The following is a 24657-nucleotide window of genomic DNA, read 5'->3' as shown; positions in this document are numbered from 1 at the left end:
ATGACGAAGACTTATCACATTGCCGTCTTGCCCGGAGACGGCATCGGCCCGGAAGTAATGGCTCAGGCGCGCAAAGTGTTGGACGCGGTGCGTCAACGCTTTGACATTCGCATCACCACCGCCGAATACGACGTCGGCGGCATCGCCATCGATCGCCACGGCAGCCCGCTGCCGGCGGCGACCGTCGCCGGCTGCGAGCAGGCCGACGCCATCCTGTTCGGATCGGTGGGCGGCCCGAAATGGGAACATCTGCCGCCGGCCGAGCAGCCGGAACGCGGCGCGCTGTTGCCGCTGCGCAAGCACTTCAAACTGTTCAGCAACCTGCGCCCAGCGCGCCTGTATCAAGGGTTGGAGGCATTTTGCCCGCTGCGCGCCGATATCGCCGCCCGCGGCTTCGACATTCTGTGCGTGCGCGAACTGACCGGCGGCATCTACTTCGGCCAGCCGAAGGGCCGCGAAGGCCAGGGCATGCAGGAACGCGCCTTCGATACCGAGGTGTATCACCGTTTCGAGATTGAACGCATCGCGCGCATCGCCTTCGAATCCGCCCGCAAGCGCCGCCACAAGGTGACGTCGATCGACAAGGCCAACGTGCTGCAAAGCTCCATCCTGTGGCGTGAAGTGGTCAATCAGGTCGCCAGGGATTACCCGGACGTGTCGCTGTCGCACATGTATATCGACAACGCCACCATGCAGTTGATCAAGGATCCGTCCCAGTTCGACGTGCTGCTGTGCTCCAATCTGTTCGGCGACATCCTGTCCGACGAGTGCGCGATGATCACCGGTTCGATGGGCATGCTGCCGTCCGCCAGCCTGAATGAGCAAGGCTTCGGCCTGTACGAACCGGCGGGCGGTTCCGCGCCGGATATTGCCGGCAAAGGCATCGCCAACCCGATTGCGCAGATCCTGTCCGCCACTCTGCTGCTGCGTTACAGCCTGGGCGCCGATGAAGCGGCCGACGCCGTGGAGCGCGCCATCAACCAGGCGTTGGAACAGGGCTACCGCACCGCCGATCTGGCCGGTGACGGCAAAGCCGTCAGCACCGATGAAATGGGCGACATCATCGCCCGCTTTGTAGCTCAGGGGGCATAACATGGCCAAGACCTTATACCAGAAGCTGTACGACGCCCACGTGGTGCACGAAGCGCCGAACGAAACGCCGTTGCTGTATATCGACCGTCACCTGGTGCACGAAGTCACCTCGCCGCAGGCGTTCGACGGCCTGCGCGCCATGGGCCGTAAGGTGCGCCAACCCGGCAAAACCTTCGCCACCATGGATCACAACGTGTCGACCCAGACCAAAGACATCAACGCCAGCGGCGAAATGGCACGCATCCAGATGCAGGAGCTGATCAAGAACTGCGCGGAATTCGGCGTTTCGCTGTATGACCTGAATCACCCGTTCCAGGGCATCGTGCACGTGATCGGGCCTGAGCAAGGCATGACGCTGCCGGGCATGACCATCGTCTGCGGCGACTCACACACCGCCACCCACGGCGCTTTCGGCTCGTTGGCGTTCGGCATCGGCACCTCCGAAGTGGAACACGTGCTGGCGACCCAGACCCTGAAACAGGGCCGGGCCAAAACCATGAAGATTGAAGTCACCGGCGACGCCGCCGAGGGCATTACCGCCAAAGACATCGTGCTGGCGGTGATCGGCAAAACCGGCAGCGCCGGCGGCACCGGCCACGTGGTGGAGTTCTGCGGCAAGGCGATCGAGGCATTGAGCATGGAAGGCCGTATGACCCTGTGCAACATGGCGATCGAAATGGGCGCCAAAGCCGGGTTGGTCGCGCCGGACGACACCACCTTCGCCTACCTGAAGGGGCGTCAGTTCGCACCGACCGGTGAAAACTGGGAGCAGGCGGTCGCTTACTGGCGCACGCTGAAGTCCGACGCCGACGCCCAATTCGATACCGTAGTGACGCTGCACGCCGAAGAGATCGCGCCGCAGGTCACCTGGGGCACCAACCCCGGCCAGGTGATCGCCGTCAATCAGGCGATCCCGGCGCCGGAATCGTTCAGCGATCCTGTCGAGCGCGCCTCTGCCGAGAAAGCGCTGGCGTACATGGATTTAAAGCCGGGCATCAAATTGACCGACGTGCCGATCGACAAAGTGTTCATCGGCTCCTGCACCAACTCGCGCATCGAAGATCTGCGCGCGGCGGCGGCGATCGCCAAGGGGCGCAAGGTCGCCAGCGGCGTGCAGGCCATCGTGGTGCCGGGATCCGGCCCGGTGAAGGCCCAGGCGGAAGCCGAAGGGTTGGACAAAATCTTTATCGAAGCCGGTTTCGAATGGCGCTTGCCGGGTTGCTCAATGTGTCTGGCGATGAACAACGACCGTCTGAATCCAGGCGAGCGCTGCGCGTCCACCAGCAACCGTAACTTCGAAGGGCGCCAGGGCCGCGGTGGGCGCACCCACCTGGTCAGCCCGGCGATGGCCGCCGCGGCCGCCGTCGCCGGTCACTTCGCTGACATCCGTGATATTCACTAAGGGGCTAACGTGGCTAAATTTACTCAACATACCGGCTTAGTGGTGCCTTTGGATGCGGCCAACGTCGACACCGACGCCATTATTCCCAAGCAGTTTTTACAGAAGGTGACCCGCACCGGTTTCGGCCAGCACCTGTTCAACGACTGGCGCTTCCTCGACGATGCCGGCCAGCAACCCAACCCGGCGTTCGTGCTGAACAAACCGCGCTATAAAGGCGCCAGCATCCTGTTGGCGCGCGAAAACTTCGGCTGCGGCTCTTCGCGTGAACACGCCCCCTGGGCGCTGACCGACTACGGTTTCAAAGTGGTGATCGCGCCGAGCTTCGCCGATATCTTCTACGGCAACTCGTTCAACAACCAACTGTTGCCGGTGACGCTGAGCGAGCAGCAGGTGGATGAGCTGTTCAAGCTGGTGGACGCCAACGAGGGGACGGAGTTCGTGGTGGATCTGGAGAACCAGACTGTCAACGCCGGTGGCAAAAGCTATCCGTTCGAAATAGACAGCTTCCGCCGCCACTGCATGATCAACGGGCTGGACAGCATCGGCCTGACGCTGCAGCATGAAGCGGACATCTCCCGCTACGAAGCGCAGCAGCCGGCGTTTCTGAATTAATCCCCTTCACCCGCCGCCCGGCGGGTGAATTTTTTCCTCACCAGTAGCCCAGCAGCTTCCACCATGCGCCGCCGATCACTATCCAGATCAGCAGGTTAACCACGCTCATCACCCACCCCGCTTTCCACCATTCCCCCAGCGTCACATAGCCGGAGCCAAAGACGATTGGCGCAGTGCCGGTGCCGTAATGGGTCAGCGACATCATCAGCGAAGAAGAGAACGCCAGGATCAGGCCCAGCAACGCCGGCGGCGCCCCAAGCGCGATGCCGGCGGCGAAGAAGGCGGCGAACATCGCCGTCACGTGCGCGGTGGTGCTGGCGAAGAAATAGTGTGAATACAAATAGATGAGGGTCAGCAAGATCGTGCCGCCCACCCAGCTCATGCCCATACGGTCGATGCCGTTGCCGACGGTTTGCGACAGCCAGCCGATCAGCCCCAGCTTGCCGAGGAAGCTGGCCATCATCACCAGCGCCGAGAACCACACCACGGTGTCCCAGGCGCCTTTATGCTTCAGCACATCCTCCCAGCTCAGCACGCCGGTGGCGAGCAATACCGCCAGACCGATCAGCGCCGCGGTGGTGGGATTGACCGCCAGCGCCGGGCCGAAGATCATCGCCGGTATGCCGGCCCACAACACCAGCAACAGCGCGAACACCCCGAGGGTAATTTTCTCCGGCAGCGTCACCGGCCCCAACGCCTGCAGTTTTTCGCGCGCGAAGCGCGGCGCGTCCGGGGTGCTTTTCACCTCAGGCGGATACAGCAGGTAGATGACCAGCGGCATCACGATCAACGAGCACAGCCCCGGCACCAGGGCGGCGACCGCCCACATCGACCAGGACAGCTCGAAGCTGCCGTGGGTGCCTTTGGCGATCAGGCTGACGATCAACGGGTTAGGCGCGGTGGCGGTGATAAACATCGCCGAGGTGACCGGGTTGATGTTGTAGTTAACCAGCGACAGGTAGCGGCCGATTTTGCCGGAGGTATTGAGCTCGGGTTTGGAACCAAAGCTGTCGGCGATCGACTTCATGATCGGGTGAATGATGCCGCCGCCGCGCGCGGTGTTGCTCGGCGTCACCGGCGCCAGCGTGGTTTCCGCCAGCGTCAGCGCGTAGGCGATGCCCAGCGTCTTCTTGCCGAACAGCGAAATAAAGTAGTAGCCGATGCGCGCGCCCAGCCCGGTTTTGTTCAGGCTGAGGGAGATCATGATAGAAAAGCCGATCAGCCAGATCAGCTGGTTGGAAAAGCCGCTGAGCGCGTCGTCCAGCGCGGCGCCCGGCTTGCCGGGGTTGGTGACGCCGGTCACCGCCACCAGAGCGATGGCGATCACCGAGACCGCGCCGATCGGCATCGCCTTGCCGATGATGGCGATGATGGTGCCGATAAACAGCGCCAGCAGCTGCCAGGCGTTGGGCGCAACGCCCTCCGGCACGGGAATGAGGAACCAGATAATCAGCGTGGCGCCAAGGGCGCACAGGGAAGGAAGCGGTTTGAGCGGTGTGAGTTTATCCATAACGTTCCCACTGTTCTAAACGACAGGGCGGCATCTCAATAGCGAGACGGGCGTGGGCGCAACGATCGCGCGCCATATGCCTTCAGCTTGAGCGCCCGGCTTAGCCTTCTCAATGACTTGCATCAAGAATGCCGTCGTTTAACCTCACACTTCACGCACTTTGGCGCTCATCCCGAGCGCCGCCAGCGCCAGCAGCGCCGCCATCCAATACACCGAACCATGACCGAAATTCTCCACCAGCGCGCCCTGCAGCACCCCGGCCAGGATCACCCCGGTAGAGATGCTGTTGGTGAACAGCGTGGTGGCGGCGCCCGGCCGGCCCGGCATCAAATCCTGAAAATAAAGCATGCCGATACCGGCGACGATGCCGATAAACACCGCGTTGAGCAGCTGCAGCGCGATCAGGGCCGGCTTGGTCGCCAACACCGTCAGCCCGAGATAAAACAGCACGCCCGCCGCCACCGCCAGCAGCATCATGTTGCGCTTGCCGAAGCGTTTCACGTAATAACCGGCCAGCAGCATTGCCGGGATTTCCAACCCGGCGGCAGTGCCCATCAGCACCCCGGCCAGCCCTTCCGGCAGCCCGAGATCGGCGGTGATATACAGCGGCATATCGATGATATACAAGGTATTGCAGGTCCACATCAGCATCGAAGCGATGAACAGCAGCCGCACATCACGATTGCGCCAGGCGCTGGCGGGCGCGATCGGCGCAGACATCCCGCCCTGCAGCTCCCCATTCTCCGCCGCACGCGGCACCGAAGGCAGCATGACCCCTACCAGCAGCACGCAAACCGCGAAGGTGGCGGCGGCGATCAGGAACATCACGGTGAACCCATAGTTCAGCGCCAGCGCAAACGACAGCGGCGGGCCGATCACCCACGCCAGCGAAAGCTGGGCGCGCATCACCGAGCTGAACATCACCACCTCACGCGCCTCGCTATCGGCATATTCCCGCGCCAACGCGAAAATCTGCGGCATGGCGGTGTTGGCAACGGCGGACATCAGCACCCCGGCGGTGATCAGCGTCAGATAGTCGCGGTTAAAGGCGAACAGCAGGCAGTTGCCGACCGCCATCAGGCAGCACAGCAGGATCAGCCTGCGCCGATCGCCGCGGGTGTCGGAGTGCTTGGCCAGCAGGAAGCTGACCACGATGCCGGCCACGGCGTTGGCGGTGTAAAACAGCCCGACCCACAGCGGCCGCACTTTGACCTCGGTGGTCAGAAACAGACTGAGCGTCGGCGTCAGCAACGCGCCGGCGATGCCGGAGAGAAAAGCGATCAGCAGGAATGCGGCAAAGATGGGGTTAATGCGCAGTGACAACCGGCTCAGGCGTTGCATATCGTCTTCCCTGACCTCAAAGCAGAAGAAAGAACCTTAGGCCACGGCGAGAAAAATGCAAGCGCATCGCCATCGCCGCGCATAAAAAAACCAGTGGGTCGCCCCACTGGCTGGTGAAACAGCACCATTACTCAGAAACTTGTTGCCGCAGCCCCTACAGGTGCTCGCGATACTGCTTATCGGTCATCTCTTTAATGTCCCATTGCGTCAGGTGCGCCAGCATCGCCAGCCGCGCCTGTTCGGGCACCACGCTCAGCCAGTCGGCTCGCTGGCGGCGCACCGCGCTGAAATAGCGCTGATAGAACTGCCTGGATAAGAAAGCTTTCATGATTACGCCCTCCCTTTCATTGATGAAAATTATCGGCGTAATATAGGGAAAGAAAAATTGACGAGTTGAAGCGGGAGCGTTCCTCTTTTATGTCCACGTCCAGATTGCAGCAGCAGTTCATCCGCCTGTGGCAGCGCTGCCACGGTGAAACCACCGACACCACGCTGCAGGATCTGGCGGAGGTGCTCAGCTGCTCGCGGCGCCACGTGCGCTCCCTGCTGAGCGCCATGCAGCGGGAAGGCTGGCTCACCTGGCAGGCGGAGTCGGGGCGCGGCAAGCGTTCGCGGCTAACCTTCCACTACACCGGCCTGGCGCTGCAGCAACAGCGGGCCGAGGAGCTGCTGGAACAGGATCGCATCGATCAGCTGGTGCAACTGGTGGGCGACAAAAACGTGGTGCGCCAGATGCTGCTGTCGCAGCTGGGGCGTAGCTTCCGCCAGGGGAAACACATCCTGCGGGTGCTCTACTACCGTCAGTTGTACAACCTGCTGCCCGGCTCGGCGCTGCGGCGTTCGGAAACCCATCTGGCGCGCCAGATCTTCAACGGTCTGACGCGCATAAATGAGGAAAACGGGGAACTGGAGTCCGATCTGTCTCACCATTGGCAGGCGTTGACGCCACTGCACTGGCGATTTTACCTGCGCCCGGCGATCCATTTTCATCACGGCCGCGAGCTGGAGATGGCGGACGTCATGACTTCTCTCTCGCGTCTGACCTCGCAACCGCTGTTCTCGCATATCGAGAGCGTCACCTCGCCGACGCCATTCGTGATTGACGTGCATCTGCGCAGCCCCGACCACTGGCTGCCCTGGCTGCTGGGCAGCGTGCACGCCATGATCCTGCCGCGCGAATGGCGCGAACTGCCGGATTTCGCCCGCCATCCGATCGGCACCGGCCCCTATCGCGTAGTGCGCAATCTCCCCAGCCAGATGAAGATCCATGCCTTCGACGACTATTTTGGCTACCGGGCGCTGATCGATGAGGTGAATATCTGGGTGCTGCCGGAGTTCTCCGAAGAACTGGTGCATTCCGGCGTACAGCTGCAGGGCGATGAAACCGGCAACAACGAACTGGAAAGCCGGCTGGAAGAAGGCTGCTACTTCCTGCTGTTCGATCAGCGCTCTCCCTTGGCGGCCGATCCCGCCATGCGCAGCTGGCTGTGCGAATTGATCAACCCCATTTCGCTGCTGAGCCACGCCGGGCCGCTCTACCAGCGCTATTGGTCGCCGGCGTACGGCCTGCTGCCCCGTTGGCACCACAACCGCGCGCTGGCGCAGCAGCCCAAACCGGCGGGGCTGACCGAACTGACGATGACCCACTTCAATGAGCATTCGGAGTTCCACGCCATCCGTCAGGCGATCGAGCCGCTGCTGGCGCAGCACGGCATCCGCCTGATCGTGCAAAGCGTGGACTACGCCACCTGGCACCAGGGCGACGCGCGCAGCGATCTGTGGCTTGGCAGCGCCAACTTCTATCTGCCGCTGGAGTTTTCGCTGTTCGCCACGCTGTACGAACTGCCGCTGATGCAGCATTGCATGAACGAAGATCTGGCGCAGGACGCGGCGCTGTGGCGCGCCAACCGCCTGCCGCTGGCGGAGTTCTGCCAGCGTCTGGTCAGCAACCACCAGCTGCATCCGCTGTTCCACCACTGGCTGCAGCTGCACGGCCAGCGCAGCATGCGCGGCGTGCGGATGAACACCCTCGGCTGGTTCGACTTCAAGTCCGCCTGGTTTGCCCCGCCGGAGACATAAGCGCCTTTCGCCCAAGTCGGTTAATCTTTACAATAGCGCCGTCTCAACGGGGTGCGGAGAGCCGGGCCGCGTAATAAGCCTGATTTTCCGCTGAGAGCACACCCGTCGAACCTGATCCGGTCAATACCGGCGGAGGGATTTGAGCCCAGCGAACCGGCGACGCCGCCTCGCCCCCTCAGATGCCCTTGCCCCCTTATTTTTCAGGAGTGCAACGTGGTCAAAAAATATCTGCCCTGCTTATTGCTGCTGTGCGCCGCGCCGGCGTTCGCCAAGCCGACGCTGACGGTTTACACCTACGATTCCTTCGCCGCCGACTGGGGTCCTGGCCCGGCGGTGAAAAAAGCCTTCGAGGCCGAATGCGACTGTGAACTGAAGTTCGTGGCGCTGGAAGACGGCGTTTCGTTGCTGAACCGCCTGCGCATGGAGGGCAAGAACAGCGCCGCCGACGTGGTGCTGGGGCTGGACAACAACCTGCTGCAGGCGGCGCAGCAAACCGGCCTGTTCGCGCCGAGCGGCGTAGATACCGCCAGGCTGACGGTGCCGGGCGGCTGGCAGGACGCGACCTTCGTGCCTTACGACTACGGGTACTTCGCCTTCGTCTACAACAAAGAAAAACTGAAGAACCCACCGAAAAGCCTGCAGGAGCTGGTCAGCGGCGACCGCAACTGGAAAGTGATCTACGAAGATCCGCGCACCAGCACGCCGGGGCTCGGCCTGCTGCTGTGGATGCAAAAAGTGTATGGCGACAAGGCGCCGGCCGCCTGGCAGCAGTTGGCGAAGAAGACCGTCACCGTCACCAAAGGCTGGAGCGAAGCCTACGGCCTGTTCCTGAAAGGTGAAGGCGATCTGGTGCTCAGCTATACCACCTCTCCCGCCTACCACCTGATCGAAGAGAAAAAAGACCTTTACGCCGCCGCCACGTTCAGCGAAGGCCACTACCTGCAGGTGGAAGTGGCCGGCAAGCTGAAAGCCGCCAAACAGCCTGAGCTGGCCGAGCGTTTCATGCGGTTCATGGTGACGCCGGCATTCCAGAACACCATCCCGACCGGCAACTGGATGTACCCGGTGATCAACACCCCGCTGCCCGTCGGCTTTGAGCAGATGAACGTGCCGCATACCGCGCTGCAATACAGCGCCGAAGAGGTGGCCACACAACGCGGCGGCTGGATCCGGGCATGGCAAACCGCCGTCAGCCGCTGATCCCCCGCTGGCTCTGGCCGGGGCTGCTGGCCGCCGGGCTGATCCTGCTCGTCGCCGCGCTGGCGATGGGCTCACTGTGGCGTCACGCGCCGGACAGCGACTGGCGCAGCCTGTGGCAGGACAGTTACCTGTGGCACGTGGTGCGCTTCACCTTCCTGCAGGCGCTGCTGTCAGCGCTGATTTCGGTGCTGCCCGCCATTCTGCTGGCGCGCGCGCTCTATCGCCGCCGTTTCCCCGGGCGGCAGTTGTTGCTGCGGCTGTGCGCCATGACGCTGGTGCTGCCGGTGCTGGTAGCGGTATTCGGCCTGCTCAGCGTCTATGGGCGCCAGGGCTGGCTGGCGACGCTGTGCGGCTGGCTTGGCGTCGAGTATGGTTTCTCGCCCTACGGTCTGCAGGGCATTCTGCTGGCGCACCTGTTCTTTAACCTGCCGCTGGCCACCCGCCTGTTGCTGCAGGCACTGGAGAACATTCCGGTGGAGCAGCGCCAGCTGGCCGCCCAACTGGGTATGAACGGCTGGCAGCAGTTCCGCTTCGTCGAATGGCCGGCGCTGCGCCGCCAAATCCTGCCGAGCGGCGCGCTGATCTTCATGCTGTGCTTCGCCAGCTTCGCCACCGTGCTGTCGCTGGGCGGCGGGCCGCAGGCCACAACCATCGAACTGGCGATCTACCAGGCGCTGAGTTACGACTACGATCTGGGGCGTGCCGCCATGCTGGCGCTGATCCAACTGGGCTGTTGTCTCGGGCTGGTGTTGATCAGTCAGCGCCTGAGCCAGGCATTGCCGGTGGGGCATACCCACGCCCAGCGCTGGCGCAATCCGGATGACAGCCTGTGGCGACGCGTCGGCGATTTTCTGCTGATCGCCGCCGCGCTGTTGCTGCTGCTGCCGCCTCTGCTGGCGGTGATCGCCGACGGCGCCAATCAGGCCATGGTCAACGTGCTGCGCCAGCCGGTGCTGTGGCAGGCGCTGTTCACGTCGCTGCGCATCGCCCTCGGCGCAGGGCTGCTGTGCGTGGCGCTCACGATGATGCTGCTGTGGAGCAGCCGTGAGCTAAAACTGCGGCAACAGCTGCGCGGCGGCCAGGCGCTGGAGCTCAGCGGCATGGTGATCCTGGCGATGCCGGGCATCGTGCTGGCCACAGGCTTCTTCCTGCTGCTGAGCGATACAATGGGGTTGCCGCAGTCGCCCTATGCGCTGGTGATCCTCACCAATGCGCTGATGGCGGTGCCCTACGCGCTAAAGGTATTGGAGAACCCGATGCGCGACCTCGCCGAACGTTACAACCCGCTGTGCCTGTCGCTGGATATCCGCAGCTGGCGACGGCTGCGGCTGATTGAGCTGCGCGCCCTGCGCCGCCCGCTGGCACAGGCGCTGGCCTTCGCCTGCGTGCTGTCGATCGGCGACTTCGGCGTGGTCGCCTTGTTTGGCAACGAGCATTTCCGTACCCTGCCTTTTTACCTGTATCAGCAGATTGGCGCCTACCGCAGCAACGACGGGGCGGTGACCGCTCTGCTGTTGCTGCTGCTGTGCTTCCTGTTGTTTACCCTGATTGAACGCTTACCGGGCCGCCATGCTGACGCTTGAAAAACTGACCTACCTGTATGAACACCTGCCGATGCGCTTTGATCTGCGCATCCAGCCGGGCGAGCGCGTCGCGGTGCTCGGCCCCAGCGGCGCCGGTAAAAGCACCTTGCTGAGCCTGATCGCCGGCTTTCTGCCGGCGGCCAGCGGCCGGCTGCTGCTGAACGGCGAAGACCACACCGCCACGCCGCCGGCCAAGCGGCCGGTGTCGATGCTGTTTCAGGAAAACAACCTGTTCGCGCATCTGACGGTGGCGCAGAACATCGGGCTGGGGTTGGATCCCGGACTGCGCTTGACTGAACAGCAGCGCCAACAGCGGGCGCACATCGCCCGTCAGGTCGGTCTGGAAGAGCATCTGGAGCGCCTGCCGTCGCAACTTTCCGGCGGCCAGCGTCAGCGCGCCGCGCTGGCGCGCTGTTTGATTCGCCAACGGCCGATCCTGCTGCTCGACGAGCCCTTCTCAGCGCTCGATCCGGCGCTGCGCAACGAGATGTTGCAACTGCTGCAGACGGTATGCGAACAGCGCAACCTGACGCTGCTGATGGTATCGCACAACCTCGACGACGCCGCGCGCATCGCGCCGCGCACGCTGCTGGTGGTCGACGGCCGCATCTATTACGACGGCCCGACGCAGGCCCTATTGGACGGCAGCGCGCCCGAAGCGCGCGTGCTGGGCATTTCGGGCAAAGCGTGATCTGACGCGCGTTTTTTATGCTGCGCCAATAAACCTGTTGTGCGAATTTTGCGCCTGTGTTTTTATAAAAACCTGACTTTTTTTACTGATGATAAGGTTCCCTGTGATCGCATCCTCGCTGACTTCGACCCTACTAGTTACCGCGCTACCAGCCGCGGTGGTCGTCGTGCGTGTGGTGGTGGTCGTCGGCAATGCGCCGTAGGGTCCGAATCAACGCATCGATTCCCAAACCCCGCCGGCGCAAACCGGGCGGGGTTTCTTGTTTTAGCACCCTGCCCAGCAAAGCTCACCGGCCTTGAGAAAGGACAGGAACATGGCAACTTCGGGCACGCCTCAACCGGGCACCAGCTTCACCGGCGCACAATTGATCGTTCATCTGCTGGAGCGTCAGGGCATCACCACCGTCGCCGGCATTCCCGGCGGCGCCGCGCTGCCGCTGTATGACGCGCTGAGCCAAAGCACCCGCATTCACCACGTGCTGGCGCGCCATGAACAGGGCGCGGGCTTTATGGCGCAAGGTATGGCGCGCGCCAACGGCAAGGCGGCGGTGTGCATCGCCTCCAGCGGGCCGGGCGCCACCAACCTGGTCACCGCCATCGCCGACGCCAAACTCGACTCCATTCCGCTGGTGTGCATCACCGGTCAGGTGCCCTCCTCGATGATCGGCACCGACGCCTTCCAGGAAGTGGACACTTACGGCATTTCCATCCCGATCACCAAGCACAACCACCTGGTGCGCGATATCCGCGAACTGCCGCAGGTGATTGGCGACGCCTTCCGCATCGCCGAGTCCGGCCGCCCCGGCCCGGTCTGGATCGATGTGCCGAAAGACGTGCAAACCGCCACCATCACGCTGGAAGAGCTGCCGCCGATCGCCGTGCCGGACGCCGCTCCGAGCTTCGATCCGGCGCTGGTTTCGCAGGCCGCCGCGATGATCAATCAGGCAAAGCGCCCGATCCTCTATCTGGGCGGCGGCATCATCTGCGCCGACGCCCACCGGCAAGCGGTGGAACTGGCCGAACGCGCCGGTCTGCCCACCACCATGACGCTGATGGCGCTGGGCGCGATGCCGGTGGAACACCCGCTGTCGCTGGGCATGCTGGGCATGCACGCGGCGCGCAGCACCAACTTCATTCTGCAGGAAGCCGATCTGCTGATCGTGCTGGGCGCGCGCTTCGACGATCGGGCAATCGGCAAAACCGAGCAGTTCTGCCCTAACGCCGCCATCATTCACGTGGATATCGACCGCGCCGAGCTGGGCAAGGTCAAACAGGCCAACGTGGCGATCCATGCCGACGTCGGCCAGGTGCTGCAACAGCTGCTGCCGCAGATCGACACGCAGCCGCGCAGCGAATGGCTGAACACCGTCAACGACCTGAAACGCGAATTCCCGTTCAACATGCCGAACGCCGACGATCCGCTGAGCCATTACGGCCTGGTGCTGGCCGCCGCGCGCTGCGTGGACGACAGCGCTATTATCACCACCGACGTAGGCCAGCATCAGATGTGGGTGGCGCAAGCCTATCCGCTGAGCCGGCCTCGCCAGTGGCTGACGTCGGGCGGGCTGGGCACCATGGGCTTCGGTCTGCCGGCGGCGATCGGCGCGGCGCTGGCGGAGCCCGAGCGCAAAGTGCTGTGCTTCTCCGGCGACGGCAGCCTGATGATGAACATTCAGGAAATGGCCACCGCGGTCGAGCACGATCTGGACGTGAAAATCATTTTGATGAACAACCAGGCGCTGGGGCTGGTGCACCAGCAGCAAACCCTGTTCTACCAGCAGCGCATCTTCGCCGCCGCCTATCCGAAGCGCACCGACTTCCTGAAGATCGCCGCCGGATTCGGGCTGGATACCTGCGATCTGAACGCCGCGGAAGATCCGCAGGCGGCGCTGGCCGAGGCGATCCAACGCCCGGGCCCCTGCCTGATCCACGCGCTGATCGATATCAACGAAAAAGTATTCCCGATGGTGCCGCCGGGCGCCGCCAACATCGACATGATTGGAGAATAAGCCATGCTGCAACCACAAGATAAACCCCAGGTGATCCTGGAGCTGGCCGTGCGCAACCATCCCGGCGTGATGTCGCACGTTTGCGGGCTGTTCGCCCGCCGCGCGTTCAACGTCGAAGGCATTCTGTGCCTGCCGTTGAAAGACGGCCAGCAAAGCCGCATTTGGCTACTGGTCGCCGACGATCAGCGGCTGGAGCAGATGATAAGCCAGGTGGAAAAGCTGGAGGATGTGCTGCAGGTGAAGCGCCACAGCGAAGACGTGCGGGTATTTGAACAGCTGGAAGCGTTCTTCCAGTAAGGCGAACGGGGGCTTTCGCCCCCTTTTGTCATTGACCCGACAACACCTGCCACAGCAGGTGGCGATACACCGGCATCAGCGGCTGCTGGCTCAGCGCATAACCGGCCGCCAGTGCCGCCAGCCAACTCAATCCGCACACCACGCGCAGCCGCAGCGGCGTCAGCCAACGGCTCAGCCGATCGGCGTTGCGCTTGCCCTCACGCCACCAGCGCCAGCTCAACCATACCGCCAGCCAGACCAGCAGCGCCGCCGCAAGCAACAGCCACTTGAACATCGCGCTGTCGGCACCGGCGGGAATATCGATCGCCACGCCCGCCAGAATGCCGGGGAAGAAATAAACCGGCGGCCAGGTCAGGCAACCGATGATGTTCGGCAGCGCGAACTTGTACGGCGGCAAATCGAGCATCCCGGCCACCATCGGCACCAGCGGGCGCGTCGGGCCGACGAAACGGCCGATCAGAATGGTCGCCATGCTGTGCTGGTGCAAGGCGTGCTCGGTTTTGTCTAGCAGCGCCTTGTTTTTCTTCAGGAAAGACCAACGGTGTAATGGCCCCTTGAACGCGCGGCCGACGAAATAAGAGATCCAGTCACCGAGCACGCAACCGACGATGCCCGCCGCCCAGGCGTAGTAAAAATCCACCTTGCCGCTGCCGATCAACGCGCCGATGCTGGCCATCATCACCGTGCCGGGCAACAGCAGCCCCACCAGCGCCAGCGACTCCAGAAAAGCGACCAGCAGGACGACCATCAGGGTGAAAGCCAGTGACTGGGTGATCAAATCTTGTAAATAGGCTTCCATTACACCTCTGTGGATTATTCGGGCCAAACGGGCGGAGGATTTTCCAGTGCCGCCGCAGACGAGTCAATCGATCAATTGTATGCGTATTTGGCAACGCCGCGCGGCGATGGACAATGACTGTATAAAAACCCATACTATAATTTATCTATATTAGCGCCAAAACCGACATCTCGCTGAATGTCACGCCCGCCGCCCGGCGGCAAACGAAGGGGTTATGACTGCACTGCAACAGGGTTTCCTGCTCACTCGCCACTGGCGCGACACGCCCGCCGGCACCGAGGTCGAATTCTGGCTGGCGACCGACGCCGGCCCGCGTCAGCTGCGCCTGCCGCCGCAAACCTCGGTGGCGTTTATCCCCGCCGAACAAAGGCAGCGCGCGGAACTGCTGCTGCGGGAAGAACGGCAAGTCGAACTGAAACCGCTGGCGCTGACGGATTTTCATCACCGGCCGATGCTGGGGCTGTACTGCCGCCAGCACCGTCAGCTCATCAAGCTGGAAAAACTGCTGCGGGAAGGCGGCGTTGCGGTCTACGAGGCCGACATTCGCCCACCCGAGCGCTACCTGATGGAACGCTTCATCACCGCGCCGGTATGGTTCAACGGCCAGGGCGACGGCAATGGGCCGTTGCTCAGCGGCCAAATGAAGCCGGCGCCAGAGTACCGCCCAACGCTAAAACTGGTGTCGCTGGATATCGAAACCACCGCCCACGGCGAGCTTTACTCCATCGCGCTGGAAGGCTGCGGCCAGCGGCAGGTCTACATGCTGGGGCCGGCCAACGGCGGCGATGCGCCGCTGGATTTCGATCTGGAGTACTGCGCCAGCCGCCCTCAGCTGCTGGAGCGGTTGAACGCCTGGCTGGAGCGGCACGATCCCGATGCTATCATCGGCTGGAACCTGGTGCAGTTCGATCTGCGGGTGCTGCAGAAGCACGCCGAGCGCTACCAAATCCCGCTGCGGCTGGGGCGCGGCGGCAACCTGCTGGAGTGGCGCGAGCACGGCTTCAAGCAGAATCACTTTTTCGCCGCCGCCGCCGGCCGCCTGATCATCGATGGCATCGAGGCGCTGAAATCCGCCACCTGGAACTTTCCCTCCTTCAGCCTGGAATACGTTTCGCAGGAACTGCTGGGCGAAGGCAAGGCGATCGACAATCCTTATCAACGCATGGCGGAGATCGACCGGCGCTTCGCCGAAGACAAGCCGGCGCTGGCTCGCTACAACCTGAAGGACTGTGAGCTGGTGACGCGCATCTTCGCCAAGGCCGACCTGCTCAACTTCCTGCTGGAGCGCGCCACCGTCACCGGGCTGGCGGCCGACCGCAGCGGCGGATCGGTGGCGGCCTTCAGCCACCTCTATATGCCGCGCATGCATCGCCTGGGATTTGTTGCCCCCAACCTCGGCGAACAGCCGGAAGAGCACAGCCCCGGCGGCTTCGTGATGGACTCCCAACCCGGCCTGTACGATTCGGTGTTGGTACTGGACTATAAAAGCCTGTACCCGTCGATCATCCGCACCTTCCTGATCGATCCGGTCGGGCTGGTGGAAGGCATGCGCCACCCAAGCGACGCCGACTCGGTGCCCGGCTTTCGCAACGCCCGCTTCTCGCGCAGTAAACACTGCCTGCCGGCGATCGTCGAACAGATCTGGCAGGGGCGCGAGGCCGCCAAACGCCAACACAATAAGCCACTGTCACAGGCGCTGAAGATCATCATGAACGCGCTGTACGGCGTGCTGGGATCGAGCGGCTGCCGCTTCTTCGATCCGCGGCTGGCGTCGTCGATCACCCTGCGCGGCCACGAGATCATGCGCCAAACCCGCGAGCTGATCGAAGCCGAAGGCTATCAGGTTATTTACGGCGACACCGACTCCACCTTCGTGTGGCTGAAACAGCCGCATGACGAGCAGCAGGCGGCGCAGATCGGCCGGACGCTGGTGCAGCGGGTCAACGCCTGGTGGCAACAGCATCTGCAGCAGCAGTTCGGGCTGGAGAACGCGCTGGAACTGGAGTTCGAAACCCACTATTCCCGCTTCCTGATGCCGACCATTCGCGGCGCCGAACAGGGCAGCAAGAAACGCTACGCCGGCCTGATCGCGCGCGCCGACGGCGAGGAAGAGATGGTGTATAAAGGCCTGGAAACGGTGCGCACCGACTGGACGCCGCTGGCGCAGCAGTTCCAGCAGCAGCTCTATCAGCGCATCTTCAAACGACAGCCCTACCAGGACTACGTGCGCGACTACGTCGGCAAAACCCTGAACGGTGACTTCGACGATCAATTGGTGTACCGCAAACGGCTGCGCAGAAAGCTCGACGACTATCAGCGCAACGTGCCGCCGCACGCCCGCGCCGCGCGCATCGCCGACGACTACAACCGCAGCCAGGGGCGGCCGCTACAGTATCAGAACGGCGGCTGGATCAGCTACGTGATGACCGTGGCCGGGCCGGAACCGCTGGAAACCCGCCATTCGCCCATCGACTATCAGCATTACCTTGAACGCCAGCTGCAACCGGTGGCAGACGCTATACTCCCTTTCTTGCACGACGATTTCACCACGCTGGTCACCGGGCAGATGGGGCTGTTTTGAGATTGCGCCAGGTTAAGAAAAATCATCCGGTTTTGCAGGTGACGAACGCGCCGCCTTCCATTACCATAGCGCCCTTCCCAAAACTGAACCACGCTTAGCCCTGCCGTCTCGCGACGTCTGCATGGCGTGAACGGCTATTGCCCGCCAAATTTAAAACAAACCGGGATTAGCAGACGTTCAGTACAGGTGCCGCGGCCCTTCCCGCCCGGTAACAAGACTTACTTACAAAGAATCGAGCCGACAATATATGCCTTTTACTCTTGGTCAACGCTGGATCAGCGACACGGAAAGCGAATTAGGACTGGGCACCGTCGTGGCGCTGGACGCGCGCATGATTACCCTGCTTTTCCCCGCCACCGGTGAAAACCGCCTCTATGCCAGAAACGATTCGCCGATCACCCGTGTGATGTTCAACCCGGGCGATACCGTCAGCAGCCACGAGGGGTGGCAGCTGCAGGTGGAAGAGGTGAAAGAGGAAAACGGTCTGTTGACCTATATCGGCACCCGCCTGGACACCCAGGAAAGCGGCGTGGCGATGCGCGAAGTGCTGCTGGACAGTAAGCTGACCTTCAGCAAACCGCAGGATCGCCTGTTCGCCGGCCAAATCGACCGCATGGACCGTTTCGCGCTGCGTTTTCGCGCCCGCAAATACCAGAGCGAGCAGTATCGCCTGCCGTTCGCCGGCCTGCGCGGCATGCGCGCCAGCCTGATCCCGCACCAGCTGCACATCGCTCATGAAGTCGGCCAGCGCCATGCGCCGCGCGTTCTGCTGGCGGACGAAGTCGGCCTCGGCAAAACCATCGAAGCCGGCATGATCATCCACCAGCAGCTGCTGGCGGGCCGCGCCGAACGCGTGCTGATCGTGGTGCCGGAAACGCTGCAGCACCAGTGGCTGGTGGAGATGATGCGCCGCTTCAACCTCTACTTCTCGCTGTTCGACGACAGCCGCTACGCCGAAGCCAAGCTCGACAGCAGCAACCCGTTCGAGACCGAACAGCTGGTGATCTGCTCGCTGGACTTCGTGCGCCGCAACAAGCAGCGCCTGGAAGAGCTGGCGGACGCCCAGTGGGACCTGCTGGTGGTCGATGAAGCGCACCACCTAGCCTGGAGCGAAGAAGCGCCAAGCCGCGAATATCAGGTGATCGAACAGCTGGCCGAGCATATCCCCGGCGTGCTGCTGCTGACCGCCACCCCGGAACAGCTCGGTCAACAGAGCCACTTTGCGCGCCTGCGCCTGCTCGACCCGAACCGTTTCCACGACTACGCCGAGTTCGTCGCCGAGCAGCAGAAATACCGTCCAGTGGCCGACGCCGTCACCCTGCTGCTGAGCGGTGAACGCCTGGCCGACGACAAGCTGAACCTGCTGGGCGAGCTGATCGACGAGCAGGACATCGAGCCGCTGCTCAAAGCCGCCAACAGCGAAGGCGACAACGCCGAGCAGGCGCGTCAGGAGCTGGTTTCGATGCTGATGGATCGCCATGGCACCAGCCGCGTGCTGTTCCGCAACACCCGTAACGGCGTGAAGGGCTTCCCGCACCGCAACCTGCACCAGATCAAGCTGCCATTGCCAACCCAATATCAGACCGCGATCAAAGTGTCCGGCATCATGGGCGCCAAAAAATCCGTCGAAGCGCGCGCGCGCGATATGCTGTACCCGGAGCAGATCTATCAGGAATTCGAAGGCGAAAACGCCACCTGGTGGAACTTCGATCCGCGCGTCGAGTGGCTGCTGGATTACCTGCTGGCCAACCGCAACGAAAAAGTGCTGGTGATCTGCGCCAAGGCCGACACCGCGCTGCAGCTGGAGCAGGTGCTGCGCGAACGTGAAGCGATCCGCGCCGCGGTGTTCCACGAAGGGCTGTCGATCATCGAGCGCGACCGCGCCGCCGCCTACTTCGCCTCCGAAGAGGAAGGCGCACAGGTGCTGCTGTGTTCCGAGATCGGTTCCGAAGGCCGCAACTTCCAGTTCGCCAGCCAGCTGGTGATGTTCGATCTGCCGTTCAACCCGGATCTGCTGGAGCAGCGTATCGGCCGTCTGGATCGTATCGGCCAGATGCACGATATCCAAATCATGGTGCCTTACCTGGAACACACCGCGCAGGCAGTGCTGGGCCGCTGGTTCCACGAAGGGCTCGACGCCTTCGAACACACCTGCCCGACCGGCCGCACCATCTACGACAGCTGCTACGAGCAGTTGATCGGCTATCTGGCCGCGCCGACCGAGCAGGAGGGCCTGGACGAATTCATCCACGCCTGCCGCCAGCAGCATGACCAGTTGAAAGCGCAGCTGGAACAGGGCCGCGATCGCCTGCTGGAGATGCACTCCAACGGCGGCGACAAGGCTCAGGCGCTGGCCGCCGCCATCGCCGAGCAGGATAACGACGTTAACCTGGTGGGCTTCGCGCTCAACCTGTTCGACATCGTCGGCATCAATCAGGAAGACCGCAGCGACAACCTGATCGTGCTGACGCCGTCCGACCATATGCTGGTGCCGGACTTCCCGGGCCTGCCGCAGGACGGCTGCACCGTCACCTTCGATCGCGATCGGGCGCTGTCACGTGAAGACGCGCAGTTCGTCAGCTGGGAACACCCGATCATCCGCAACGGCCTGGATCTGATCCTGTCCGGCGATACCGGCAGCTGCGCGGTGTCCCTGTTGAAAAACAAAGCCTTGCCGGTCGGCACCCTGCTGGTTGAGCTGGTATACGTGGTGGAAGCCCAGGCGCCGAAGCACCTGCAGCTGACCCGCTTCCTGCCGCCGACGCCGATCCGCATGCTGATGGATCGCAAGGGCACCAACCTGGCGGCGCAGGTCGAGTTCGAAAGCTTCAACCGCCAGTTGAACGCGGTCAACCGCCACACCTCCAGCAAGCTGGTCAATGCCGTGCAGCAAGACGTGCACGCCATGCTGCAGCAGGCGGAAAGCCTGGTGGAAGCGCAGGCGCGCACGCTTATCGAACAGGCGAAGCAAGAGGCGGACGACAAGCTGAGCGCCGAGCTGGCGCGTCTGGAAGCGCTGAAGGCAGTCAACCCGAACATCCGCGACGACGAAGTCGAAGCGTTGGAGTTCAACCGCCGTCAGGTGCTGGCCAACCTCAATGAAGCCGGCTGGCGCCTGGACGCCATTCGTCTGGTGGTGGTCACCCACCAGTAACCGGCGCGACATGGGGAGGCCACCGTCTCCCCGTTCGGCCCTTTTCGCGGAGCCAAGATGGAACCCTACAATCCCCCGCAGGACCCGCTGCACATCCTGTATCAGGATGAACACATCATGGTGGTCAACAAGCCCAGCGGCTTGCTGTCGGTGCCCGGCCGCGCGCCGGAAAACAAAGACAGCCTGATGACCCGCATTCAGGCCGATCATCCGGCCGCCGAATCGGTGCACCGGCTGGACATGGCCACCAGCGGGGTGATCGTGGTGGCGCTCAACAAGGCCGCCGAACGCGAGCTGAAGCGTCAGTTCCGCGAACGCGAGCCGAAGAAATCCTATATCGCCCGCGTTTGGGGGCATATGGAACATGACGAAGGACTGGTGGATTTGCCGCTGATCTGCGACTGGCCAAACCGGCCGTTGCAAAAGGTGTGTTTTGACACCGGCAAAGCGGCGCAAACCGAGTATCTGGTGCTGTCGCGCGACGCCGATGGCAGCACGCGCGTGAAGCTGACGCCGATCACCGGCCGCTCGCATCAGCTGCGGGTGCACATGCTGGCGCTGGGGCATCCGATCCTCGGCGACGGTTTCTACGCCCCGCCGGAGGCTAAGGCGATGGCGCCACGGCTACAGCTGCATGCGCAAGAGCTGCGCATCACCCACCCCGCCTTCCAGACGCCGATGCACTTTCGCGCCGAGCCGGATTTCTGAGCTCATCACCCTGAGATACCCTAAATAATTCGAGTTGCAGGAAGGCGGCAACTAAGCGCAGCCCCGGGAGCGTACAAAAAGTACGTGACCGGGGTAAGCGCGGGCAGCCAACACACCTGCAGCTCGAAGTATGACGGGTATCGTTATTTAAAACCTTTCTCGCGTTTGATCAGGTCGTACGCCGCCTGGATCTCCTGCGCTTTCTGCTTGGCCATTTCCATCATCTCCGGCGGCAAGCCTTTCGCCACCAGCTTATCCGGATGGTGTTCGCTCATCAGCTTGCGGTAGGCGCGTTTGATGGTAGCGGCATCGTCGCTGCTGCGCACGCCGAGCACCTTGCACGCATCGTCGAGCGTCGGGCCGCGCTGAGCCTGCTGATAGCCGCCCTGCGAATACCCGCCCTGCTGACCGCCGCCGAACTGACGCCCGCCCTCCATCATGCTGAGGAACTGATCGAACTGCGCGCGCGAAATGCCCAGCTCTTCGGCGATGACATACAGCACCTGACGTTCGTTCGGGTGCAGCGAGCCGTCGGCAAACGCCGCCTGAATCTGAATTTCCAGAAACATCCGAATCAGATCGAAGCGGCCGAAACAGATGCTGCGGAACTGCTGCAGCGTCTCACGCAGCGGGAACTGGCTCTGTTTGCCCTCGCGGAACGCCTGCTGCGCCGCGGTGCGCGCTTCGCCGTGCAGCTGCAGGCGATCCATAAACAGGCTGGCGATCTGGATATCCGCCTCGGTGACGCGACCTTTGGATTTGGTCAGGTGGCCCATCACCTGAAAAGTGGTGCGGAAAAACAGCGTTTGCCGCGTTTGCTGGTCGGTGAAAAACCCCCGGCTGCGCTTGTTGCTGCGCGCCGTATCGATCATATGACCGATAATCAGCCCCAGAACTACACCCCAGAATCCCGCGCCAGACCAGATGGCGACGATGACGCCGAGCAGTTTTCCCCAATACTGCATATACTCCTCAATTATCATGCCGAAAGCCGCCCGCTCTCCTTCGCTTCAGGAAAGGGCGCAGGCGATTTTTCCTAGAATTTGGATTATCATACCTGTCATTTATCTTTGCGCCTAACGACGACGCAAGTAAACGGCTGGATTTAGCACTAGCGCAACGCAGATGAGTAATATAGTCTCTGACCGTTTGCCGGACACGACGCCTCTGATGACGGAACACCAAAACCGCGTATGAAAAAAAGTTTCCCAACACTGCTGGCCACGATGATTTGGACGGCACTCTACAGTCAGCATGCGCTGGCTGATCTGGCCGAGCAATGCATGCTTGGCGTTCCCGTTTACGACAAGCCTTTGGTCAGCGGCGATCCGAACAGCCAGCCGGTGACCATCAATGCCGATGACTCGCGCGCCGACTACCCGAAAAGCGCCCTGTTCAGCGGCAACGTGCATATCGAGCAAGGCAACAGCACCCTGACCGCCAAAGAAGTCGAGCTGAACCAGACGCAAAACCCTGGCCAGACGGAACCGGTGCGCACCGTCACCGCCACCGGCGACGTGCACTACAGCGACAATCAGATCAAACTGAAAGGCCCTAAGGCCTGGTCGAACCTGAATACCAAAGATACCGACGTCTATGAAGGCGACTATCAGATGGTCGGCCGTCAGGGGCGCGGCGACGCCGACAAGATGAAAATGCGCGGCGCCAACCGTTATACCATTCTGGAAAACGGCACCTTTACCTCCTGTCTGCCGGGCGACGACAGCTGGAGCGTGGTCGGCTCCGAAGTGATCCACGATCGCGAAGAGCAGGTGGCGGAAGTGTGGAACGCCCGCTTCCGCATCGGCGGCGTGCCGGTGTTCTACAGCCCATACCTGCAATTGCCGGTCGGCGACAAGCGCCGTTCCGGTTTCCTGATCCCGAACGCCAAGTACGGCAGCAACAACGGCTTCGAGTTCATGTTGCCGTACTACTGGAACATCGCGCCGAACTACGATGCCACCATCACGCCACACTATATGTCCAAACGCGGCCTGCAGTGGCAGACCGAGTTCCGTTATCTGGTGCAGCCGGGCCTCGGCCTGATGGAGTTCGACTGGCTGCCGGACGATAAGGAATACGGTAAAGATAATGACGACAGCAAACGCTGGCTGTTCTACTGGAACCACAACGGCGTTATGGATCAGGTGTGGCGTTTCAACGTCGACTACACCAAGGTCAGCGATTACAAATACTTCACCGATCTGGACTCCAAGTACGGCTCCACCACCGACGGCTACGCCACGCAGAAATTCAGCCTCGGCTATGCCAACGAAAACTGGAACGCCACGCTGAGCTCCAAACAGTTCCAGATTTTCGACAATACCGATCGTACCTGGTCGCAGACCTACAAGGTACAGCCGCAGCTGGATCTGAACTACTACAAGAACGACCTCGGCCCGTTCGATTTCCATATTTACGGCCAGGCGGCCAAGTTCACCAGCGTCAACCCGTACAGCCCGGACGCCACCCGTCTGCACATGGAGCCGACGCTCAACCTGCCGCTCACCAACGGCTGGGCCAGCCTGAACACCGAAGCCAAGCTGATGGCGACCCACTACCAACAGGATATTCCTGACGGTTTCGTTGCTAACTACGCCATGCGTAATCAAGTAAGCGCAGCCGACGCACCGAAGCTCGACGACTCGGTCAACCGCGTATTGCCACAGTTCAAGGTAGACGGCAAGCTGGTGTTCGAGAGGCCGATGATCTGGGCTGAAGGCGCCACCCAGACGCTGGAGCCGCGCGTGCAGTACCTGTACGTGCCGTACCGCGACCAGAGCAACATCTACACCTACGACAGCACGCTGTTGCAGACCGACTACTCCGGCCTGTTCCGTGACCGCACCTACAGCGGCCTGGATCGCATCGCTTCGCAGAACCGCGTCTCTACCGGTTTGACCACGCGCATTTATGATGACGCGCTGGTGGAACGTTTTAACGCTTCCGTGGGTCAAATCTACTACTTCAGCCGTTCGCGTACCGGTGACCAGATGACCGGTTACGACAACAACGACGACACCGGCAGCGTGGCCTGGGCCGGCGATACCTATTGGAAAATCGACGATCGTTGGGGCCTGCGCGGCGGCCTGCAGTATGACACCCGCCTGAACAGCGTCTCGCTGGGCAACGGCGTGGTGGAATACCGCCAGGATGCCGAACGCGTGGTGCAGCTGAACTACCGTTACGCCACGCCGGAATACATCCAGACGGCGTTGAACACCAAAACGGTTCCGGCCTTCCAGGACGGCATCTCGCAGGTGGGCATCACCGGCAGTTGGCCGATCGCCGATCGTTGGGCGGTCGTCGGGGCGTACTACTACGACACCCGCGCCAAACAATCCGCCGATCAACTGGTGGGGCTGAAGTACAACACCTGCTGCTGGGCGGTGACCCTGGGCTATGAGCGCAAGATCACCGACTGGAACAACAGCAACAATACCAGCGTTTACGACAACAGAGTTTCGTTCAACGTCGAACTGCGCGGCCTGAGCAGCGATCATAGTCTCGGCTCCGCAGAAATGCTGCGCTCCGGCATTCTGCCGTATCAGCGCGCATTCTGACGCTTTGCAACACTTTGAAAACGAGAACTTTCACCCG

Annotated in this window: 19 protein-coding genes and 1 riboswitch; of the genes, 14 read left to right on the top strand and 5 right to left on the bottom strand. The window is 62.3% G+C overall.

Annotation, left to right across the window (positions count from 1 at the left end; all coding sequences use genetic code 11):
• From leuB to leuD, 3 genes are read left to right on the top strand one after another with little or no spacing between them, the layout of a single operon-like run.
• The gene (gene leuB / locus ACJ8PN_RS12690) at positions 1 to 1092 is read left to right on the top strand and encodes a 3-isopropylmalate dehydrogenase (protein ID WP_004932823.1); all 1092 of its coding nucleotides are present in this window, start codon (positions 1 to 3) and stop codon (positions 1090 to 1092) included.
• Between the two features lies 1 nt (position 1093).
• Complete coding sequence (gene leuC, locus ACJ8PN_RS12685; protein ID WP_048232639.1) at positions 1094 to 2494, top strand: 3-isopropylmalate dehydratase large subunit; 1401 nt, start codon at positions 1094 to 1096, stop codon at positions 2492 to 2494.
• Positions 2495 to 2503: 9 nt separating this feature from the next.
• A complete protein-coding gene (gene leuD / locus ACJ8PN_RS12680) occupies positions 2504 to 3106 on the top strand; it encodes a 3-isopropylmalate dehydratase small subunit (RefSeq protein ID WP_004932829.1) in 603 nt (200 codons plus the stop codon).
• 37 nt (positions 3107 to 3143) lie between these two features.
• Here leuD and ACJ8PN_RS12675 read toward each other — a convergent pair whose 3' ends face one another.
• From ACJ8PN_RS12675 to sgrT, 3 genes are all read right to left on the bottom strand, one after another.
• The gene (locus tag ACJ8PN_RS12675; protein ID WP_442534987.1) at positions 3144 to 4616 is read right to left on the bottom strand and encodes a DASS family sodium-coupled anion symporter; all 1473 of its coding nucleotides are present in this window, start codon (positions 4614 to 4616) and stop codon (positions 3144 to 3146) included.
• 144 nt (positions 4617 to 4760) lie between these two features.
• On the bottom strand, positions 4761 to 5957 hold the full coding sequence (locus ACJ8PN_RS12670) for a sugar efflux transporter (RefSeq protein WP_442534986.1): 1197 nt from the start codon (positions 5955 to 5957) through the stop codon (positions 4761 to 4763).
• A gap of 154 nt (positions 5958 to 6111) precedes the next feature.
• A complete protein-coding gene (gene sgrT, locus ACJ8PN_RS12665; protein WP_004932838.1) occupies positions 6112 to 6285 on the bottom strand; it encodes a glucose uptake inhibitor SgrT in 174 nt (57 codons plus the stop codon).
• Positions 6286 to 6374: 89 nt separating this feature from the next.
• Between sgrT and sgrR the strand changes: the two genes are divergently transcribed.
• The 7 genes from sgrR (at position 6375) to ilvN (ending at position 13815) form a co-directional block, all read left to right on the top strand.
• A complete protein-coding gene (gene sgrR / locus ACJ8PN_RS12660) occupies positions 6375 to 8036 on the top strand; it encodes an HTH-type transcriptional regulator SgrR (RefSeq protein WP_351107368.1) in 1662 nt (553 codons plus the stop codon).
• A gap of 37 nt (positions 8037 to 8073) precedes the next feature.
• A riboswitch (TPP riboswitch) is annotated at positions 8074 to 8192 on the top strand.
• Between the two features lie 57 nt (positions 8193 to 8249).
• Positions 8250 to 9236 carry a thiamine ABC transporter substrate binding subunit gene (gene thiB, locus ACJ8PN_RS12655; protein ID WP_171453312.1) on the top strand — a complete coding sequence of 329 codons (987 nt, stop codon included), beginning with the start codon at positions 8250 to 8252 and terminating at the stop codon, positions 9234 to 9236.
• Positions 9212 to 10819 (top strand): thiamine/thiamine pyrophosphate ABC transporter permease ThiP, encoded by a 1608-nt coding sequence (gene thiP / locus ACJ8PN_RS12650; RefSeq protein ID WP_351107373.1) that lies wholly within the window; start codon positions 9212 to 9214, stop codon positions 10817 to 10819. The genes thiB and thiP overlap by 25 nt, the downstream gene beginning before the upstream one ends.
• Complete coding sequence (gene thiQ, locus ACJ8PN_RS12645) at positions 10806 to 11510, top strand: thiamine ABC transporter ATP-binding protein ThiQ (RefSeq protein ID WP_025301552.1); 705 nt, start codon at positions 10806 to 10808, stop codon at positions 11508 to 11510. The genes thiP and thiQ overlap by 14 nt, the downstream gene beginning before the upstream one ends.
• Before the next feature lie 88 nt (positions 11511 to 11598).
• Positions 11599 to 11712, top strand: a complete 114-nt coding sequence (gene ivbL / locus ACJ8PN_RS12640) for an ilvB operon leader peptide IvbL (RefSeq protein ID WP_154747116.1) — start codon at positions 11599 to 11601, stop codon at positions 11710 to 11712.
• A 111-nt stretch (positions 11713 to 11823) separates the two neighbouring features.
• The gene (ilvB, locus tag ACJ8PN_RS12635; protein ID WP_033631774.1) at positions 11824 to 13518 is read left to right on the top strand and encodes an acetolactate synthase large subunit; all 1695 of its coding nucleotides are present in this window, start codon (positions 11824 to 11826) and stop codon (positions 13516 to 13518) included.
• 3 nt (positions 13519 to 13521) lie between these two features.
• On the top strand, positions 13522 to 13815 hold the full coding sequence (ilvN, locus tag ACJ8PN_RS12630; RefSeq protein ID WP_016929110.1) for an acetolactate synthase small subunit: 294 nt from the start codon (positions 13522 to 13524) through the stop codon (positions 13813 to 13815).
• 28 nt (positions 13816 to 13843) lie between these two features.
• Here the strand turns inward: ilvN and ACJ8PN_RS12625 are convergent, their stop codons facing one another.
• Positions 13844 to 14614, bottom strand: coding sequence for a DedA family protein (locus ACJ8PN_RS12625; protein WP_171453309.1), 771 nt, complete (start codon positions 14612 to 14614; stop codon positions 13844 to 13846).
• A 214-nt stretch (positions 14615 to 14828) separates the two neighbouring features.
• Between ACJ8PN_RS12625 and ACJ8PN_RS12620 the strand changes: the two genes are divergently transcribed.
• The 3 genes from ACJ8PN_RS12620 (at position 14829) to rluA (ending at position 21057) form a co-directional block, all read left to right on the top strand.
• Positions 14829 to 17195, top strand: coding sequence for a DNA polymerase II (locus tag ACJ8PN_RS12620; RefSeq protein ID WP_442534985.1), 2367 nt, complete (start codon positions 14829 to 14831; stop codon positions 17193 to 17195).
• A 247-nt stretch (positions 17196 to 17442) separates the two neighbouring features.
• Positions 17443 to 20349 (top strand): RNA polymerase-associated protein RapA, encoded by a 2907-nt coding sequence (rapA, locus tag ACJ8PN_RS12615; RefSeq protein WP_437189342.1) that lies wholly within the window; start codon positions 17443 to 17445, stop codon positions 20347 to 20349.
• Between the two features lie 57 nt (positions 20350 to 20406).
• Entirely contained in the window at positions 20407 to 21057 is a 651-nt protein-coding gene (rluA, locus tag ACJ8PN_RS12610; RefSeq protein WP_004932866.1) for a bifunctional tRNA pseudouridine(32) synthase/23S rRNA pseudouridine(746) synthase RluA, read from the top strand.
• A gap of 143 nt (positions 21058 to 21200) precedes the next feature.
• Here rluA and djlA read toward each other — a convergent pair whose 3' ends face one another.
• The gene (gene djlA / locus ACJ8PN_RS12605) at positions 21201 to 22022 is read right to left on the bottom strand and encodes a co-chaperone DjlA (RefSeq protein ID WP_025301546.1); all 822 of its coding nucleotides are present in this window, start codon (positions 22020 to 22022) and stop codon (positions 21201 to 21203) included.
• Positions 22023 to 22250: 228 nt separating this feature from the next.
• Between djlA and lptD the strand changes: the two genes are divergently transcribed.
• Positions 22251 to 24620, top strand: coding sequence for an LPS assembly protein LptD (gene lptD / locus ACJ8PN_RS12600; RefSeq protein ID WP_411261109.1), 2370 nt, complete (start codon positions 22251 to 22253; stop codon positions 24618 to 24620).
• Positions 24621 to 24657 lie beyond the last annotated feature (37 nt).

Origin of the sequence: Serratia sp. CY76391 (genome assembly GCF_052166695.1) — a bacterium.
GTDB lineage: Bacteria > Pseudomonadota > Gammaproteobacteria > Enterobacterales > Enterobacteriaceae > Serratia > Serratia nematodiphila.
Note: the sequence above shows the minus strand (reverse complement) of the source record. Positions and strands in the feature narration are given on the sequence as shown.